The 17,699-nt window shown below is 58.3% G+C and carries 19 protein-coding genes and 1 tRNA gene; 8 read left to right on the forward strand and 12 right to left on the reverse strand.

Annotated elements, in window-relative coordinates:
• Positions 1–86 precede the first annotated feature (86 nt).
• The 3 genes from Q0792_RS05905 to Q0792_RS05915 are packed head-to-tail and all read left to right on the forward strand — an operon-like array spanning position 87 to position 3,585.
• Entirely contained in the window at positions 87–1,121 is a 1,035-nt protein-coding gene (locus Q0792_RS05905) for an ABC-three component system protein (RefSeq protein WP_298837456.1), read from the forward strand.
• Positions 1,122–1,622, forward strand: a complete 501-nt coding sequence (locus Q0792_RS05910; protein WP_298837458.1) for a three component ABC system middle component — start codon at positions 1,122–1,124, stop codon at positions 1,620–1,622. It begins immediately after the preceding gene.
• Position 1,623: 1 nt separating this feature from the next.
• Complete coding sequence (locus Q0792_RS05915) at positions 1,624–3,585, forward strand: DUF3732 domain-containing protein (protein WP_298837460.1); 1,962 nt, start codon at positions 1,624–1,626, stop codon at positions 3,583–3,585.
• Positions 3,586–3,704: 119 nt separating this feature from the next.
• On the opposite strand, the gene Q0792_RS05920 is transcribed toward Q0792_RS05915, so the two are convergent.
• The 6 genes from Q0792_RS05920 to Q0792_RS05945 form a co-directional block, all read right to left on the reverse strand.
• Positions 3,705–3,779 (reverse strand) — tRNA-Phe (locus Q0792_RS05920).
• A gap of 162 nt (positions 3,780–3,941) precedes the next feature.
• Positions 3,942–4,142: a DNA gyrase inhibitor YacG gene (locus tag Q0792_RS05925; RefSeq protein ID WP_298837463.1), complete on the reverse strand. Its 201-nt coding sequence runs from the start codon at positions 4,140–4,142 to the stop codon at positions 3,942–3,944.
• Positions 4,139–5,161, reverse strand: coding sequence for a ribonuclease E/G (locus Q0792_RS05930; protein WP_298837466.1), 1,023 nt, complete (start codon positions 5,159–5,161; stop codon positions 4,139–4,141). The genes Q0792_RS05925 and Q0792_RS05930 overlap by 4 nt, the downstream gene beginning before the upstream one ends.
• Entirely contained in the window at positions 5,158–5,724 is a 567-nt protein-coding gene (locus Q0792_RS05935) for a nucleoside triphosphate pyrophosphatase (protein ID WP_298837469.1), read from the reverse strand. Before Q0792_RS05935 ends, Q0792_RS05930 begins: the two co-directional genes overlap by 4 nt.
• Before the next feature lie 3 nt (positions 5,725–5,727).
• Positions 5,728–5,946: a translation initiation factor IF-1 gene (gene infA / locus Q0792_RS05940; RefSeq protein ID WP_005978431.1), complete on the reverse strand. Its 219-nt coding sequence runs from the start codon at positions 5,944–5,946 to the stop codon at positions 5,728–5,730.
• 79 nt (positions 5,947–6,025) lie between these two features.
• Complete coding sequence (locus Q0792_RS05945) at positions 6,026–6,901, reverse strand: carbon-nitrogen hydrolase family protein (protein ID WP_298837472.1); 876 nt, start codon at positions 6,899–6,901, stop codon at positions 6,026–6,028.
• 172 nt (positions 6,902–7,073) lie between these two features.
• Between Q0792_RS05945 and Q0792_RS05950 the strand changes: the two genes are divergently transcribed.
• Together Q0792_RS05950 and Q0792_RS05955 are read left to right on the forward strand one after the other, a co-directional pair.
• Entirely contained in the window at positions 7,074–8,036 is a 963-nt protein-coding gene (locus Q0792_RS05950; RefSeq protein ID WP_298837475.1) for a LysR family transcriptional regulator, read from the forward strand.
• A gap of 29 nt (positions 8,037–8,065) precedes the next feature.
• Positions 8,066–8,758, forward strand: a complete 693-nt coding sequence (locus Q0792_RS05955) for an NAD-dependent deacylase (RefSeq protein ID WP_298838639.1) — start codon at positions 8,066–8,068, stop codon at positions 8,756–8,758.
• 15 nt (positions 8,759–8,773) lie between these two features.
• Here Q0792_RS05955 and Q0792_RS05960 read toward each other — a convergent pair whose 3' ends face one another.
• From Q0792_RS05960 to meaB, 4 genes are all read right to left on the reverse strand, one after another.
• Positions 8,774–9,271, reverse strand: a complete 498-nt coding sequence (locus Q0792_RS05960) for a copper chaperone PCu(A)C (RefSeq protein ID WP_298837477.1) — start codon at positions 9,269–9,271, stop codon at positions 8,774–8,776.
• Between the two features lie 39 nt (positions 9,272–9,310).
• Positions 9,311–9,664 carry a hypothetical protein gene (locus Q0792_RS05965; protein WP_298837480.1) on the reverse strand — a complete coding sequence of 118 codons (354 nt, stop codon included), beginning with the start codon at positions 9,662–9,664 and terminating at the stop codon, positions 9,311–9,313.
• 100 nt (positions 9,665–9,764) lie between these two features.
• Positions 9,765–10,064 (reverse strand): 50S ribosomal protein L28, encoded by a 300-nt coding sequence (rpmB, locus tag Q0792_RS05970; protein ID WP_298837483.1) that lies wholly within the window; start codon positions 10,062–10,064, stop codon positions 9,765–9,767.
• A gap of 142 nt (positions 10,065–10,206) precedes the next feature.
• Positions 10,207–11,193, reverse strand: coding sequence for a methylmalonyl Co-A mutase-associated GTPase MeaB (gene meaB, locus Q0792_RS05975; RefSeq protein ID WP_298837485.1), 987 nt, complete (start codon positions 11,191–11,193; stop codon positions 10,207–10,209).
• Between the two features lie 94 nt (positions 11,194–11,287).
• Here meaB and hrpB point away from each other — a divergent pair, with 94 nt between their 5' ends.
• Positions 11,288–13,726: an ATP-dependent helicase HrpB gene (hrpB, locus tag Q0792_RS05980; protein ID WP_298837487.1), complete on the forward strand. Its 2,439-nt coding sequence runs from the start codon at positions 11,288–11,290 to the stop codon at positions 13,724–13,726.
• Between the two features lie 9 nt (positions 13,727–13,735).
• Here hrpB and argF read toward each other — a convergent pair whose 3' ends face one another.
• Together argF and Q0792_RS05990 are read right to left on the reverse strand one after the other, a co-directional pair.
• Positions 13,736–14,641, reverse strand: coding sequence for an ornithine carbamoyltransferase (gene argF / locus Q0792_RS05985; RefSeq protein WP_298837491.1), 906 nt, complete (start codon positions 14,639–14,641; stop codon positions 13,736–13,738).
• Between the two features lie 24 nt (positions 14,642–14,665).
• Positions 14,666–15,841, reverse strand: a complete 1,176-nt coding sequence (locus tag Q0792_RS05990; protein ID WP_298837494.1) for an aspartate aminotransferase family protein — start codon at positions 15,839–15,841, stop codon at positions 14,666–14,668.
• 253 nt (positions 15,842–16,094) lie between these two features.
• Between Q0792_RS05990 and Q0792_RS05995 the strand changes: the two genes are divergently transcribed.
• The gene (locus Q0792_RS05995) at positions 16,095–16,997 is read left to right on the forward strand and encodes a DMT family transporter (RefSeq protein ID WP_298837496.1); all 903 of its coding nucleotides are present in this window, start codon (positions 16,095–16,097) and stop codon (positions 16,995–16,997) included.
• A gap of 105 nt (positions 16,998–17,102) precedes the next feature.
• Positions 17,103–17,666: a GcrA family cell cycle regulator gene (locus Q0792_RS06000; RefSeq protein WP_298837499.1), complete on the forward strand. Its 564-nt coding sequence runs from the start codon at positions 17,103–17,105 to the stop codon at positions 17,664–17,666.
• The last annotated feature ends 33 nt before the right edge of the window (positions 17,667–17,699 follow it).

Here is a 17,699-nt window from a genome sequence, read left to right on the forward strand (position 1 = left end):
GATACTCCGAGCAAGAAGCTCGGTTCTGCTACTATCTGCTCACTTCTCCTGATGACGCTGTAGTTGTAATGGAAGGTGAGGATGACGTGGCCATTCGGTATTCAAGTGGGGAAAAAACTCTTGAACAGGTAAAGAGCGCGACCAAACACAATGCTCTCTCTGACTGGTCAAACGATCTTTGGAAAACGATTGGCAATTGGATTGCGGATATCGAGAGTGGTGCAGTCGAATTACATCGAACGATGTTTCGCCTCTACGTCACACCGGTTCAAACTGGTGAAATCGCCGACGCCATACATACCGCAAGCGATGATCAGACCGCAGCGGAGCTAAAGCAACTGATCATTGCTAAGCGAGATGCACTGTCTAGAAAACCGCGGTGCAACAAATCTGTTGAGGCGTTGCTTGGCCTTGGTGAAAGTACACTCCCTGAGTTTCTGGCGAGGGTGAGAATCGAAAGCACACATGAGCGACCTGAGCATTCCGTTGAACGTTTGTGGGGGCCATCATATAGCGACGAGACCACTCAGCGGCTCACTAGCTACGCAATCGGGGTGGCGCGTGACAAAGCCAATGCACAAATCAAATTAGGCCGTGAGGGCGCATTAAACGCTGGCTCCTTTAAGAACGAAATTCGGCTCTTCGCGGCCCGCCTAAATCTGCCAAATTTTTTGGCTAGCACCTCTACCCAACCATCAGACGACGCCGTTACCGAGGTTCATGCGCAACGTCCAAAGTTTGTTCGTCAGCTTGAGATTATTAACATTGGGCAGGACCAAGAAACGCGAGCTGTAGCAGACTACCTTCGGGCATCAGCCGACAAGACAATTTGGGCCGAAGAGGGTGATATCGTGCAGGGTGACTTGGATGACTTGGAAACCTCATTGGTCCGTTCTTTTCAACTGCATAAGAGTGAGGTCGAAGATCTACATGCGGAGCATTCTGAAGAAGTCCAAGGTCGACAAACACTCAGGTTGTGTTTGAGAACTAGTGCAAAATTGGCCGGCCAAGAGGTGCCGGATCATTTCATTCCAGGCTCCTATCATGAATTAGCGGATGAACCAGAGGGGGAAATTGGTTGGCATCCCAATCATCAGGCCATCTTAAGTGAGGATAGCTGAATGCTGGACGAACTGCAAAACTACTCCGAGCTTGAAGTCACTCAGAACCCAGCACTGGGAGCATATGTGCTTTGGCAGTTCGGCCTTGGCCATCAAAAAACCAATTCCGATCCAGCACCTTTTTCCTTGTACTTCTTAGTTTTGCCAATGGTCTATCATGCACAAACGCTGGCTTGCATTTCTTCGACCTTAGAAAGTTCGGGTTTGGGTAAGTTCGTTCAGAAGATGAATGATAATCGTGAGGAGTTGTTGGCACTTCATGGGCGTGCGATGGCAATGCGTCCTTTGAGCTTAAACTCAATCGTGCTTGGCACCTCGCGAAAGCTGCTTTCACCCAGCTACGAAAACGCGAAGATCAGAGCGACGTCGCCCGAACTGATTGCCAAGGCAAAAATACCTGAAAGAATTAAAAAAATTGGGCCAGCCTCCTATAAGGTAGGGGTTTGGTGTTCCCAGCTCGATACGGTGCAGATTGTCAGAGCGCTCAACGTGAGTTTGTAAGATGTATTTTCAAATTTCCAAACTGATCATTTGGCCGAAATCTGGAGACGCCCCGCGAGAAGTCGACTTTGAGCGTGGAAAAATAAATGTAATCACCGGAGCTTCAAAGACGGGGAAGTCTGCAATCATCCCAATTGTTGACTATTGCCTCGGTTCCGATGGTTGTTCTATCCCTGTTGGGATTATCCGTAAGACCTCGGCATGGTTTGGGGTGGTGGTGGAAACTGTCCAAGGGCAACTGCTTGTTGCTAGGCGGGAGCCAGGCGAACAGAAGAGCACGGATGACTTTTTTGTGTTGGAAGGCTCATCCATAACGATCCCACAGGTTGTGCCAGGAAAAAACAAGGATCGAGCACTGTTAAAGCGAGATCTGGATCGAATGGCCGGACTGCCCGGACTGGGCTTTGAACCGGGTAGTGACAATCCGTCAAAAACGAGACCCGCATTCCGCGACCTTATGGCATTCACTTTTCAACCCCAAAACGTTGTGGCTAACCCGGATGTCCTTTTCTTCAAGGCTGATACCACAGAGCATCGAGAGAAGCTGAAAACCATATTCCCTTATGTTCTGGGAGCGATCACCTTAGCTACTCTGTTGGCAAGATATGAAATCGAGCAGCTTTCTAGAGAATTGCGACGGAAGGAAGCGCGACTAACAGCAGAAGCTAGGTCAACCGAGGCATGGCGTACAGAAGTGAACGCGTGGTTCAGGCAAGCTCAAGAGTTTGGGCTGCTGTCACCAGAACAGCAGGTTCCCTCGGATTGGAATCAGACGGTCGATCTGCTTAGATCGGTAAGTGAACAACGAGAAACCGCGGCCAGACCAAATTTACGCGGGATGTCACAAGCTTTACAGCGCCTTGAAGCTTTGAGGCGTGAGGAAACAGACACCTCTAAGCGTCTTTTCAAGCATCGCAGCAACCTAAACGAAATGCGCCGATTGGTTGAGAGTAGCGAGAAGTATGGTGATGCCCTTCACATCCAGCGTGATCGCCTATCCCTCTCAACTTGGCTCAAAACACTCGGTGACCCGAGCGGCGAAGATGTGCTGGCACAACTTGAAGCAAGTCAACGTTGGCAGATTGAGTCCCTTTGCGATGCATTAGAGAAAGTCGAAATCCAAGCATCTTCGCAACCAATGCTGTCCGACCGAATGGACAAAGAGCTGGTCCGTGAAAGAGCGGCGGCAGAAACCGAGTTTGGTCGATTGAATGAAATTCGCCAAGAAATGCGAGAGCTAGAAAAACGTTCTGAAGAAGTCGATGCAGAGCTAAAGCGAAGCGAAGACATCTCGCGCTTTCTCGGCAAGCTCACACAAGCACTGACTGTGTACGACCGTGCCGACCAAACTGGACCACTGCGTGAGGAAGTCACGTCGCTCAAAGAACGAATAGAGGAACTACGGAGAGGGATTTCTGATGGGCAAATAGCTCGCAGACAACGGAACGCCCTCTCAGAAGTCGATGCTGAGGCGATGAGGTTAGTTAAGTTCCTCGACGCTGAGAACCCCAACAACCCCATTCGTCTATTGATCCGAGAGTTAACCGTTCAAGTCGTTGATGATGGCAAAGAAGCTTATCTTTGGGAGATCGGCAGCGGCGCGAACTGGCTGGCCTACCACGTGGCAATGCTGCTTGCTCTGCACGTTTTCTTTTTAAAGACACCGCATCATCCAGTGCCGTCGTTCCTTGTGTTCGACCAACCTAGCCAAGTGTATTTCCCTCGCGCGCTCGTTGATCGCTCGGATTCTTCTAAGGACTTTGATTGGAAGGACGAGGACATTCGAGCTGTTCGAAAGATATTCAACGCTTTCTCAAGCGTCATGGACGGTGCCGGAAGCAGGATGCAAATAATTGTTCTGGATCACGCTGGTGAAGATGTCTGGGGTGACTTCGAGCATGTTTACAAAGTTGCAGAATGGAGAGATGGTGAAAAACTGATCCCGGAAAGCTGGCTCGGGTAACTCCACAGCTCTATACGATCTTGCCAATATTGATGGCACCCAAACGTCACCCAGTATGAAACCATCACATAGGGTAAGCTGCCGACAGAAGTCTAATTCTTTGTTTTCACTTTAAAAAATGGTGCCCGGGGGCGGAATCGAACCACCGACACGAGGATTTTCAATCCACTGCTCTACCCCTGAGCTACCCGGGCACGGGATGCCAGACGCCTGGCTGGGTGAGCGGTTTCTAGGAGGTTGTGCGGTAGGTGTCCAGAGCCTTTTTTGACCTTCTGCATCAATTGCAGCGGAAGCCTGTGTACTGCTTTCAGACTGCCGCCATGACAGGCGCTCCGGCCAGGGGTGGTGAGCCCGCCTCAGTGAGGCAATCCGGGCTTTTCGCCGGAGCGACTGGCCTCGTCAAGCGCGTCCAGAAGTTCATCGGTATCGTTGAGATCGTCTGACGGTACCGCGTAGCTGCCGTTGAACCAGCGTGCCAGATCCAGGTCTGCACAGCGCTTTGAGCAAAAAGGACGCACCTTTTCCTCTGTCGGCCTTCCGCACATCGGGCAGGTCACGGCATAACCTGCGAAAGCGGCAGTCTGGCTCGTTTACGCTGAAGTTCATAGTGCCCCAGAGGGGTCCAGCCGACCAGAGCCGTTTCGGTATCATCCCGGCGGAATGCCTGTCGCAGGGCTGTTTCAAAGGTACGGCGGTCCTTTTTGGGCATCGGCGCAAGATCGAGAACAATCTGCCCGCCAAGCCCGCGCAGCCGCAGGGCACGCGGCAGCGCTCGCGCGCAGGCAATATTCGCCTTCAGCCCGGCTGCAAGCGATATGTCCGGTCCTGCGTTTACGTCAACCGCGACAAGCGCGCGTGTCGGTTCGACAAAGATGGACGCTCCCGCGTCCAGCGCGACACGCGGCCCCTTCAAAGCCTCGATGACTTCTGTGACACCGTGATCTTCAAGGCCGCCAGCGGCTGTGCTGATGTCGGCAACACCGGTCCATTCGCGCCATGCCAGAAGATGAGGGCCATCTCCTTCGAGCAGCATCTCCATCTCATTGCCATCGTCTTCGGCGATCCGCCCGGCCAGAACCACCATTGCTTCGATATCCTGTGCAATCTCGTCTGCATCCGCGCGTTCACAGGACGAGCGAAGGATCAGACCTTCTGTCGAATCGCCAGCGGCATCATGCGCAATTTCCAGAAGACGGTCGCGCTCGTTCTCATCTCTGACAGAACGGCTGATGTTCAGGCCCGGCGCGCCGGGCGTTACGATGGCATAGCGGCTTTTGAAAAGCAGTTTCTGTGACACAGGCAGGGCTTTGCCCGGTTCGGCGTAGCCCGACACCTGGACCAGCACGGGCTGCCCCGGCGCAAGGCCCCGCACCTGACGCAGAAAAGCAGAACCGTCCGGCGTTTTCAGAAACATGCCCCCCTGCCCCTTAACGGGCCGGTCCGCGATGGCGCGATAAATCGTGCCGGGACGTGGCAGATCGGAGTCCACCAGCAGATCATCCAGCTGACCATCCACCAGAAGCGCTGCGGTCTCGCGGCCCTGCCAGTGGTCAAGGATGACAGTGCGTCCCTTCATATCATCACCTTCACACCCGCGCTGCGCAGCAGATTTGCTGTCTCGGCCAGCGGCAGACCAACAATCCCGGTAAACGACCCGCGTATCCATGGAATAAGGGCACCGGCCGGACCCTGAATACCATATCCACCGGCTTTACCCTGCCAGTCACCGGTCGCAATATAGAATGCAATATCCTGCTCGGAGAGCGATTTCATACGTACCACACTGACCACATCGCGCTCCAGCAGGCGTTCGCCCTGCCGTACGGCCACGGCGGTAATCACACGATGTCTTCGCCCTGACAGTGCTTTGAGAAAGCTCACGGCTTCGTCTGCATCCGCGGGCTTGCCAAGGATGCGGCGGCCCAGAGCAACGGTTGTGTCTGCGCAGAGCACGACGTCTTCCTTGCGTGCGGGTACCGCCCGGGCCTTTTCGCGGGCCATACGCGCACAATAAGGGCGCGGCAGTTCTGCGGGCCGCGGCGTTTCATCGATATCAGGCGCACGGATTTCGTCCGCAACAACGCCGATCTGCGCCAGCAATTCCTTGCGGCGCGGAGAGCCTGACCCGAGAATAAACAAGGGTTATTTGAAGCGGTAGTTGATCCGACCCTTGGTCAGATCATACGGGGTCATCTCGACCTGTACCTTGTCGCCTGCCAGAACACGGATGCGGTTTTTTCGCATTTTTCCTGCCGTATGCGCGATAATCTCATGGCCGTTTTCAAGCTCGACCCGAAATGTCGCATTTGGCAGGAGTTCCTTGACGACACCGGGAAATTCGAGCGTATCTTCCTTGGCCATGGTTTCTCCTGATTTGCACGCCCGCCGTTCTGCGGACGCCGCTTAAATGCGCCTGTTTCCGTGGATTTTCAAGAGCAATTCAGCGCAACAGCACATTTGTGGCATCACCGTCACGGCCACTTTGCTCGCGCCAGTGGGTTTTGTTGAGGACAACACCATCCGCGCGGACGTGAGCTATATCGGACAGTTCAACCAGCGCGTATGTCCAGCCGGGATGACCCACAGCGCCAACGGCCAGAACCCCGTCAGGCGGAAAGCCCGTGTCCGGCGGACCAAATATCGCGCCCGCACCGGTCGAGGTATCCACAGCGTCCGACCAGGCCGCTTCACCGACAAGCGACGACATTACCGTTACGCACTGGTTCTCAAGAGCCCGCGCCATCGCACCGATCCGGACACGCCAGTAGCCGCTGAGCGCTTCGGTGCAGGAGGGCACAAGGATAAGATCACAGGCGGCAAGCGCCCGCCCTAACAGAGGAAATTCTGCGTCATAACAGATGAGAACACCAATTTTCCCGACCGCTGTCTCAAATATCCGGAGAGGGCCGCCGCCTTCCACCCGCCAGATGTCTCGCTCAAAGCGCGTCATGATCTGCTTGTCCTGAAGGCCGCACATGCCATCCGGTGTAAAAAGCCGCGCACGGTTTACCGGACGGCCGGAGGTGGCCGCAGGCCCTGACGCTGCCAGAATATGCACCCCGTATTCCTGCGCCAGGCGCCTGTGCAGGGTATCGGCATCCTCCAGCCGGTCAGACACAGCAAAAAGTGACGCCTCCAGATCGCCGGCGACCTGTGCGCCTTCAAGGGTGGCGAGTTCCATTGCTCCGTATTCGGGAAAAACGAGCAGATCAGCTGCATTCCCCGCCGCTTTACTCACCCAGTCACTGATTTTGTCTTCATACTGCGCCCACGAGCTCAGAAAATCGAGCGGGTAGGCTGCGGCTGCAACTATCATTTGAGGCTCTCTCCCAACGGCGTTTCCCGGGCATCGTCGGCAAAACGGCTGTGCGCTGCAAGATGTCACAGCACTTTTACGTTTTTCAAATAAACAGATCGAATTGACCGGGTTTTCTTGACCTTGGGCCAGACCACATTAAAAAAAGCAGAACACAGGGCGAAAGACGATCATGAGTATGAAAGGCGTTACATTGCGCGGGCTGGAAGTGTTCGAGGCGCTGGCAGGAAGCGGCTCGGTTGCCAAAGCTGCGCTCAGAACAGGTCTGAGCCAGCCGGCTGTCAGCCAGCAGATGCGCAATCTGGAATCGGCGCTGAACATCGAACTCATGGACCATTCGCGCAGACCAATGCGCCTCACTCCGGCGGGTAAAACCTTTCTGGCCAGAGCTGAGCGGGCCCTCGGCGAACTGCGCCAGGCTCAGAGCGAGATGACCGTGATGGATCTGGCGCACGTCAGATCGCTGAGCATCGGAATAATTGATGATTTTGACGACAATATCACACCGCGACTTGCCACCATTCTTGCGGACAGCCTGAAGGACTGCAGTTTCAGGATGATCACAGCCTCCAGCCACGACCTCGTGGAGGCTGTGTCTGAGCGCCGGCTGCAACTGGCTGTCTCCGCCGTCACCGGTAACCTGCCGGACGGTATCCGCGAATACCCACTGGCGCGCGACCCATTTGTCGCAGTTGTGCCACGTGACGCGGGAATGACAACCGGGTCGCTGTTCTCGCCCGGATCACCGCCGCTTCTGAGATATGATTCCGAACAGCTGATCAGTGCGCAGACAGAAGCGGAACTGGAACGCCAGCACCTGACCCCGCCCAAACGCTTTGAAATCGGCAGCCATCTGGCACTGATGGCAATGGTTGCGCGAAGCATAGGCTGGGCGATGACAACACCGCTCGGATACATGCGCGCCATGCGCTTTCACGGCGAGATAGAGGCGATCCCCCTGCCATTCACGACTTTTGCGCGACAGATTTCTCTGATCACCTCACAGGAGTGGGACGGAGACGTTCCGCGTGATATTGCCGCGACCATGCGCAGGCTGATGAAAAGCCAGGTTATTGACCCTGCAACATCTGAACTGCCTTTTCTCACCGGCGAACTGCGTATACTTGAAAGCTGACGCAAGGCGGAGGCAGCGCTGGCACCATGCTGAGAAAAATCGTGATACTGACCGGCGCAGGTATATCTGCGGAAAGCGGCCTTGGAACCTTTCGCGCCGAAGGCGGACTATGGGCACAGCACCGCATTGAAGACGTGGCAACGCCCGAAGGTTTTGCGCGTGACCCGAAACTGGTCATGGATTTTTATAACGCGCGTCGCGCCCAGGCCGCGGCGGCGGCTCCCAATGCCGGACACGAGGCTCTGGCCCGTCTTGAAGCAGGGTTCAGTGGCGAAGTCGTCGTCGTGACCCAGAATGTGGATGACCTGCACGAGAAAGCCGGCTCAGAACAGGTGATGCATATGCATGGCGCCCTGAAAGGAGCGCTCTGCGGCACCTGTGATCACCGCTGGCCTGCGCCCGCGGTTATGCATCCGGGCGACACCTGCCCCGTGTGCCAGGCGCCAACCGCCCGGCCCGATATCGTGTGGTTCGGCGAAATGCCCTATGACATGGAAGAAATCTTCGGGCACCTCAGCGAGGCGGATCTTTTCGTGAGCATCGGCACCTCCGGTAATGTGTACCCGGCGGCCGGTTTTGTGGCCGAGGCAAAACGTCAGGGGGCCGTTACGCTGGAATTCAACCTTGAGCCCTCTGAGGTTGGCAGCCATTTTGATGATATACGGCTGGGGCCCGCAACCCAGACCCTTCCGGCCTGGGTTGACGAGATTCTGGCGTCCTGACGGTCACAGCCGCAATCAGTTGGTAGCACCGTGCTCTTTGTGGCCATGCTCCATTGCGCTGTGATCTGCCTTCCGCTCATTATCGACGGGGACAGTTACGACAACATCTCCGGCATGCTCGAAGGTAAAGGTGACTGTGACCTCTCCCCCCTGCTCCAGCGGCGTTTCAATGCCCATGAACATGACATGGTCACCGCCCCGCACCATTTTGTGAGTTGCGCCCGGTGGCAAAGGTATTCCGCCATCGATTTCGGTCATTTTCATAATGCCGTCGCCCTGATCGATATGCGTATGCAGTTCCACACGTCTGGCCACATCTGAGGTGACGCTGATCAGACGATCAGCACTGTCGCCGGCATTGGTGATAAGCATGAAAGCAGCGCCTGTCGGTGCGCCCGGCCGCGAAACGCGCGCATATGCGTCGCTTATGATGATGTCCGCTGCCATGCCGGCAACCGGCAACATGCAACCCGCAGATAGCGCGGCAGCGCGCAGCAAAGTTCTGAAAGACATTCTGGTCTCCTGATGTTTCTGATAATTGATCCTGAGGTGTCAGATCAGAACAGGAGGTGCCCGCGATCGCGTTGTTGTGGGCCGCAGTGCCGTGTGTGACACGGATGCCGTGATGGGCCATGGCCGCTCAGTTGTACGCGCTGGCCGTACGGCAGAGGGGGCAACCGGGACAATGGCCAGCAGAACTGCAGCAATACATTCCGGACAGATGTGCGGCGCTGACGTCGGGTTTCCCCCGGCGTCCGTGTAAACAGTTACCGTACCTGCGCCGGTACAGATAACCATCTCGCCGGTCGCGGCTGCCGCACCCCGCGCGACGGCCATGCTCTGCCCGGTCAGGACAAGCATCAGGCCAAGCACTATGGCGGCAAAAGGACGGAAAACGCTCTTCACAGGGCCACTATATCCTGACGTGGAGCAGTTTCGCTGTGCCAAAACGACGCGAACCCCGCCCGGTCAGGGCAGGGTCCGTACAAACCAGACTTCGGCAGTATCAGCTCAGCGCGTCTGCCGTGTCGGACGATTTGGCGATCGCCTTTTTCACTTTCAGCGCATTGGCGGACAGTTCGCTGTCCTTGGCCTTTGCCAGGAACTTGTCCAGACCACCGCGGTGATCGACAGTGCGCAGTGCCGCGGCGGAGATGCGGAACTTGAAACCGCGACCCAGCGCTTCGGACTGCAGGGTCACATCGTTCAGGTTCGGCAGAAAACGCCGGCGTGTCTTGTTGTTGGCGTGGCTGACATTGTTGCCAGTCATCGGGCCTTTTCCGGTCAGTTCGCAAACGCGTGACATGGGTTCTTCCTTTTTCTCTCACGTCGCACCGGCGGTCCGGTAGACGACAAAAGGGGGCAGCCACAGGCCACGCCCCGGAAATTCGTTCGCTGGCTTTAGTGGGAATCGCACAAGGGGTCAACCCGCGCAGCGCGTGTTTTAGCTACTTTGGTGTCCTGCGCGACTGCAGGTCGGCCACGAACTGATCTGCCGCCGCCGCAGGTGAGATTTCTCCCGATGCCACACGATCTGTCAGGGTAGCCATCGCGGTTCGCGATTCCGGCGTTTCCAGTTCAGAAAGCAACCTGTTCCGCACGTCCTGAGCAAACCAGTAACGGGCCTGATCTGCGCGGGTTTTTTCCCAGAACCCATTGGCGCGCCGCCAGCTGACGAGCGTATTCAGATCCTGCCAGACTCCTGCAAGACCCTGCTCTTCCAATGCCGAGACCATAACCGCCCTGGGAAACCCCTCCGGATCCCGGCGCCTTTTCCGCAAAAGGCGCAGTGCGCCTGCGTAGTCCGCACAGGTGCGCGTGGCTGCAGGCTTAAGGTCTCCATCTGCCTTGTTCACAACGATCATGTCCGCAATTTCCATGATCCCGCGCTTGACCCCCTGCAGCTCGTCCCCCCCGGCAGGGGCAAGCAGCAGAAGAAATACATCCGATATCTCGGCAACAACGGTTTCAGACTGGCCGACACCAACTGTTTCGATCAGTACGACATCGAAACCTGCGGCTTCACAGAGTGCGACCGCCTCGCGTGATCTGCGTGCCACACCGCCCAGATGGGTCTGGCTGGGCGACGGGCGGATAAACGCACCGGGCGCGCGGGCCAGCCGGTCCATCCGGGTTTTATCACCCAGAATGGACCCGCCGGACCGGCTGGATGACGGGTCGACCGCAAGCACGGCCACTTTCAGACCCTGCCCGGTCAGCATCATCCCAAAGCTCTCAATAAATGTGGATTTGCCCACACCCGGTGTGCCCGACAGACCAATCCGCAAAGCCTGGCGGTCTCTGGGCAGCGATTCCAGTAATGCCGCAGCTTCCTGACGGTGGTCTTCGCGCGCACTTTCGACCAGCGTGATGGCGCGCGCCAGTGCACGGCGCTGGCCTGCGGCGACCCCTTCTGCAAGCTCTGATAGGTTCATGGCCCTGCCCCGAATGTTCCGGGACGGTTTTCCGCTTTGCCCCTGCAAAAGTCCAGTGCTTGGCGCGCAGCGCAGCTTTCGCTATTGAAATGCCATGCGGTTTTCCCTGCCCATTGATGAGATCCTGCCACAGGTGACCGACGTCCTGCGTCGTGATGGCCGCGTTGTCCTGCAGGCCCCGCCGGGTGCAGGCAAAACAACCCGCGTGCCGCTGGCGATGCTGGACGCCGGCCTCACCGCAGGGCGTATCCTGATGCTTGAGCCGCGCAGGCTCGCAGCCCGCGCCGCCGCGGATCGCATGGCCGCAACCCTGGGCGAGGAAACCGGCCAGACCGTCGGGTACAGAATGCGCGGCGCGTCCAGAACCAGCGACAGCACACGCATAGAAGTCATCACAGAGGGCATCCTGACCCGTATGCTGCAGGACACACCTGATCTGCCTGGCATAGGCGCGATCATTTTTGATGAGTTTCACGAACGGTCTCTGAATGCGGATCTGGGTCTGGCGCTGTGTCTTGAGGCGGCCTCTGCGCTGCGTGACGACCTGGTGATCGTCGTGATGTCAGCGACCCTTGATGCCGCACCTGTCGCCACACTCATGCGGTCGGAGATCCTGACATCAGAGGGGCGTTCTTTTGCAGTACGAGAGCATTTTCTGCCACGATCTCGCGGGAATGTCCGCCTGGAACAGGCCGTGGCCGACCTGACGCTCGAGGCGCTGTCCCGTTCTGAGGGCAGCGCACTGGTGTTTCTGCCCGGAGAGGGTGAAATCAGGCGCACCGAGGCCTCACTGCGCCCGTATCTGCCACCTGGCACCACGCTGCATCCGCTGTTCGGGGCAATGGATTTTCGCGCCCAGCGCGCCGCGATCCGCCCCGCCACCGAAGGGCGCAAGGTCGTTCTGGCCACGTCGGTGGCCGAGACCTCGCTGACAATCGAAGGCATCCGGATCGTGGTGGACGCAGGCCTGTCGCGCCGTGCCGAATCCGATCCTTCTTCCGGTATGTCGCGGCTGATCACAACCCGCGTCTCGCGGGCCGAAGCCACGCAACGCGCAGGTCGTGCGGGCCGTGTTGCAGAGGGCGATTGCTACCGGCTCTGGACACGCGGAGAAGATGGCGCGCTGCCGGCGCAACCTCCCGCTGAGATCGAGGCCGGAGATCTGACCAGCTTTGCGCTTGAACTGGCTGTCTGGGGCAGTCAGGCCGACGACATGGCCTTTGTCACGCCACCGCACGCCGGTCGGCTGGAAGAAGCCCGGCGCGTGCTGCGGATGCTGGACGCACTGGACGAGAACGGGCGGATTACACAACACGGCCGCGCCCTGGCGTCCCTTCCACTGCATCCCAGACTTGCCCATATGGTTGTACGCGGAGACAGTTCTGCACCATTGCTGGCAGCAGCCTTGTCTGAACGCGATATTCTGAGAAACGGGCCGGTTGACCTCGGTCTCAGACTGCGCGCTCTGTCAGACCCGCGCCGGTTTGAGGCGGACACCGGGCAAACACCTGACCGGGCCGCCGTGTCGCGCATCCGCGAAGAAGCGCGGCGGCTGAAAAAACGCGCAAAAACCGGAGCAGCCGGTGGCACGGGCGTTCTTGCCGCGCTGGCCTATCCCGACCGCATCGGTCTGCGGCGGCCCGGAGATGCCCCGCGCTATGTTTTGTCCGGTGGCAAGGGCGCTGTTCTTCCCGCTGGTGATCCTTTCAGCAATGAACGTCTGATCGTCGCCACCAACCTGGACGGGGACCCGCGGGAGGCACGCATCCGGCAGGCAGCAGTAATCAGCGAGGCCGAACTGCGCGAAACCTTCCCCAACCAGATTGCATGGCAGGATGTCTGTACCTGGTCCCGGCGGGAGGGCCGCGTTCTGGCGCGCAGACAGGAGTGTTTCGGCGCGCTGATCCTCGATGACCGCGTCTGGCAGGATGCTCCGGACGAGGCCGTCGCCCGCGCGATGCTGGATGGGGTGCGCCAGCTCGGCCTGCACCCTTCCGCTGCCGCTGAGAGGTTTATCGCCCGCGCACGCCTGCTGCAGCGGACCGACCCGGATTTTCCAGCCTTTGACACGGACGCACTGCTGGAAGGTCTCGAAGACTGGCTGCTGCCGCATATCAGCGGAGTGCGTACTGCGGCAGACTGGAAACGTTTCGACATCACCGATGCCCTGCGCGCTTGGCTGACATGGGACCAGATGCAGCGGCTGGACCGGGAAGTGCCCGCACATTTCACCACGCCACTCGGAAACCGGGTACCGATCAGCTATGACGGCGCACAGCCACAGATAGCGCTGCGGCTGCAGGAGCTTTTTGGCGTGACCCGGCATCCCAGCGTTGCCGGTACGCCCCTGCAGCTGACGTTATTGTCACCGGCACGCAGACCGGTTCAGGTCACCGAAGACCTGCCGGGGTTCTGGGCCTCGTCCTATTCGGATGTCCGAAAAGACATGCGCGGCCGTTACCCGAAACACCCATGGCCGGAGGATCCCACACAGGCAGACCCGACCCTCAGAGCGAAACCGCGCAAAGGCTGAGAAATCCGGTCAGCGTTCCAGGCACCAGCGCATAATCGCTTTCTGCGCATGCAGACGGTTTTCGGCTTCATCAAAGATGACAGAGTTCGGCCCGTCCATGACCTCAGACGTGGCCTCGTCGTCGCGATGGGCCGGCAGGCAATGCATAAAGAGCGCGTCCGGCCTGGCCTGCGCCATGAGTTCCGCATTGACCTGATAACCGCGCAGCTGGTTGTGGCGCCGTTCGCGGGCGGACTGCGGATCGTGCATCGAAACCCAGGTGTCCGTCACCACCAGATCAGCTCCTTCCACCGCCTTCGCCGGGTCCCGTTCGATGGTGTAGAGACCGTCGAGGGCCGGTTCAGGATCCAGCGGCGGCGGGCCGGTAAAGGTGAGGTCGAACCCGAACTGCTTCGCGGCATGTGCAAAACTGGCGAACACGTTGTTGCCGTCACCGGACCAGACCACCTTGCGCCCTCTGATGGGGCCGCTGTGCTCTTCAAAGGTCATGACATCGGCCATGATCTGACAGGGATGCGTACGGTTGGTCAGCCCGTTGATCACAGGCACCGTGGCGTATTCCGCCATTTCCAGCAGAGTTGCCTCTTCGAACGTGCGGATCATGATAAGATCCACATACCGGCTCAGGACGCGCGCGGTATCGGCTATGGTTTCGCCGTGACCGAGCTGCATGTCTGCCCCCGACAACACCATTGTCTGACCGCCCATCTGGCGCACACCGACATCAAAGGACACGCGTGTCCGGGTTGATGGTTTCTCAAAGATCAGCGCTACCATATGATCTTTGAGCGGCTGATCTGCGTCCAGAGCACCCCGCGGGCGGCCTGCGCGTGCCGTTTTCATCGCGGCCGCGTTGTCTATGATCGCTCTCAGGTCCTCCTGAGACGTCGTGTGAATATCCAGAAAGTGCTTCATATCATTCTACTTTAAAATAATGGATCAGGCAGCGGAGACGGTGCGGGCGGCAGCATCCAGCCGCTCCACAGCCTGGGCCATTTCCTCTTCGGTAATGTTGAGCGGCGGCAGAAGACGGATCACATTATCCGCAGCCGGCACCGTCAGCACCAGCTCGTCATATCCGGCCGCCACAACATCCGTGTTCGCAGCACGGCATTTCAGACCCAGCATCATTCCGCTGCCCCGCACGCCCTCAAAGACATCCGGATGCGCTGCGACAAGGCCCTCGAGTTTCTGACGCAACAGACCCGAACGGCGGTTCACATCCGCGAGGAATTCCGGTGACGCGACAATATCCATCACAGCGCAGCCAACGGCACAGCCCAGAGGATTACCGCCATATGTCGAACCGTGCGTGCCGGCTGTCATGCCGGATGCTGCGTTTTCTGTGGCCAGAACAGCACCCAGCGGGAAACCCCCGCCGATACCTTTGGCCACCATCATGATATCAGGCTCAATACCCGCCCATTCGTGTGCAAAGAGCTTGCCCGTCCGGCCAACGCCACACTGAACTTCGTCCAGGATGAGCAGCAGGCCATGTTCGTCGCAGAAGTCACGCAGGCCTTTCAGGCACTGATCCGGCACCGGGCGGATACCGCCCTCACCCTGCACCGGTTCGATCAGAACCGCCGCCGTGTTGTCATTCACTGCCGCTTTCAGCGCGTCGTGATCCCCGAACTCCAGATGTACAAAACCAGGCAGCAACGGCCCGAAACCTCTGGTCATTTTCTCGGATCCGGCAGCCGCAATACCGGCAGAAGATCTGCCATGAAAGGACCCGGAGAAAGTTATGATCTCGGTCTTCTCCGGCATTCCCTTTTCAAACCAGTACTTGCGGGTCATTTTCACCGCCAGTTCGCAGGACTCGGTGCCGGAATTGGTAAAGAAGACCGTATCGGCAAAAGTATTTTCAGTCAGCCGGTCAGCCAGTTCCTGCTGTCTGGGGATCTGGTAAAGGTTCGATGTGTGCCACAACGCGCCGGCCTGTTCAGTCAGCGCCGCAACAAGCGCCGGATGTGCGTGGCCCAGCGCATTCACGGCAATACCGGCACCCAGATCCAGAAAACGTCGGCCATCTGCTTCCACAAGCCAGGAGCCTTCGCCTTTGACAAAGCTCATGGGGGCACGGGAATAGGTCGGCAGTATGGTCGGGATCATCGGATCATCCTTGTCAGGTGCGCTCTGGCTGAAGCACGGAACGTGCATGAGCCTCTGGAGCAGGTCAACAATTTTCAGAGAGTTAAGAGAAGGGGCGGCCGCCCCGGATCACGCAGAGGTGGTTCAGGCGCAGGTGCGTCGTCGGTACTGATGGCGTGTCGTGTTTCTCATGTACGCTGCGTAGCGGATGTTTCCTGCAGAGAAAAGCATTTTGTGCCCTTGCGGCACAAACCGGACCGGCGCATAGGGCGACATGCATTCTGCCGTTCCATACAATCCGCGCCTTGCAGTTGTGCTGATGATGATCGCAACGGCCTTTATCGCCGCGACAATGCTGCTGGCAAAGACACTCGGAGGCGATATTGCCGGAACCGCCCTGCACCCGCTGCAGATCACGCACGGCAGGTTTGTTTTCGCCTTTCTGACACTGTCGGCTGTCGCCGCAGTGCTGAGGCCCCGTTTCAGACAACCTGACTGGCGGCTGCATCTTGCACGCACAACGTTTGGCTGGGCCGGCGTCACGCTGATGTTTGCCTCTGTTGCTTACATACCGCTGGCGGATGCGACGGCCATCACGTTTCTGAACCCGGTGTTCGGTATGATCCTTGCGATCCCTCTGCTGGGCGAGCGTGTCGGACGCATCCGGTGGTCCGCTGCGGCACTGGCGCTTGCCGGCGCGATGATCCTGCTGCGCCCGACGCCCGCAAGTTTTCAGGCCGCAAGCCTGCTGGCTCTGGGGGCTGCGGCCGTCATGGGTATGGAGCTTATCTTCATCAAAAAACTGTCCGGACGGGAGCCTGCGTTTCAGATCCTGCTGATCAATAATTTTCTGGGGATCGGCCTGTCCAGCCTTGCTGTTCTTGCCGTCTGGCAGATGCCGACAGCGCAGCAATGGGCGCTGCTTGTGGCTCTGGGATGCCTGATGGCTGTGGCCCAGACCTGCTTCGTCAATGCGATGGCCCGCGCCGATGCCAGTTTCGTGGCTCCTTTCAGCTATGGCACGCTGCTGTTTGCGACCCTTTATGATCTGCTCTTTTTTGCGCATACGCCCGATGTGGTGACCATACTGGGCGCTGCAGTCATCCTTGCAGGCGGCATTCTGCTGGCAATCCGCGAGGCCCGTACCAGACCTGCAGCCGGCAATACGGTTCAATGAGCGTTCACCGCTTGTAACTCGGCGCACGTTGCTTAAAATAGAGCCCTGACGAATTTACAGAGCGGCCCGGATAAACGGGGCCGCTTTTGACTTAAGGAATGGCCGATGTCCTGGACCGACGAACGCGTTGAAATGCTCAAAAAGATGTGGGGGGAAGGCCAGTCCGCCAGCCAGATCGCAAAAGAGCTGGGGGGCGTCACCCGCAACGCGGTCATCGGCAAGGTTCACCGTCTTGGCCTGTCCAACAGGGCGACCGCAGCCGCCAAGCCAGAAGCCAAGGCCAAGCCCGCGCCAAAAGCAGAAGCCAAACCAAAGGCCGCACCAAAACCGGCCGAACCTGCGGCTGCACGCGCCGAGCCCGAAGCCGCGCCTAAACCGCTTCCTGCGCGCAAGCAGATTATCCCTGCGGGACAGCCTCTGCCACCGCAGCCTTCGGCAAACGAGATCAGCCCCGAAGCACTGGCCAAAGTCTCCGAGATCGAGAAAAAGGCCAAGAAGCTGTCCCTGATGGAACTGACCGAACGGACCTGCAAATGGCCAGTCGGTGATCCGGCAACCGATAACTTCTGGTTCTGCGGGCTGCCGGTCCAGCAGGGGAAACCCTATTGCGAAGCGCATGTCGGCGTCGCATTTCAGCCGATGTCGTCGCGTCGCGACCGCCGCCGCTGAGCCCACCCGCTGAAATCTTTTCAACGCAATGGT

This window comes from uncultured Roseobacter sp. (assembly GCF_947495025.1).
In the GTDB taxonomy this organism is placed as follows: Bacteria; Pseudomonadota; Alphaproteobacteria; order Rhodobacterales; family Rhodobacteraceae; genus Roseobacter.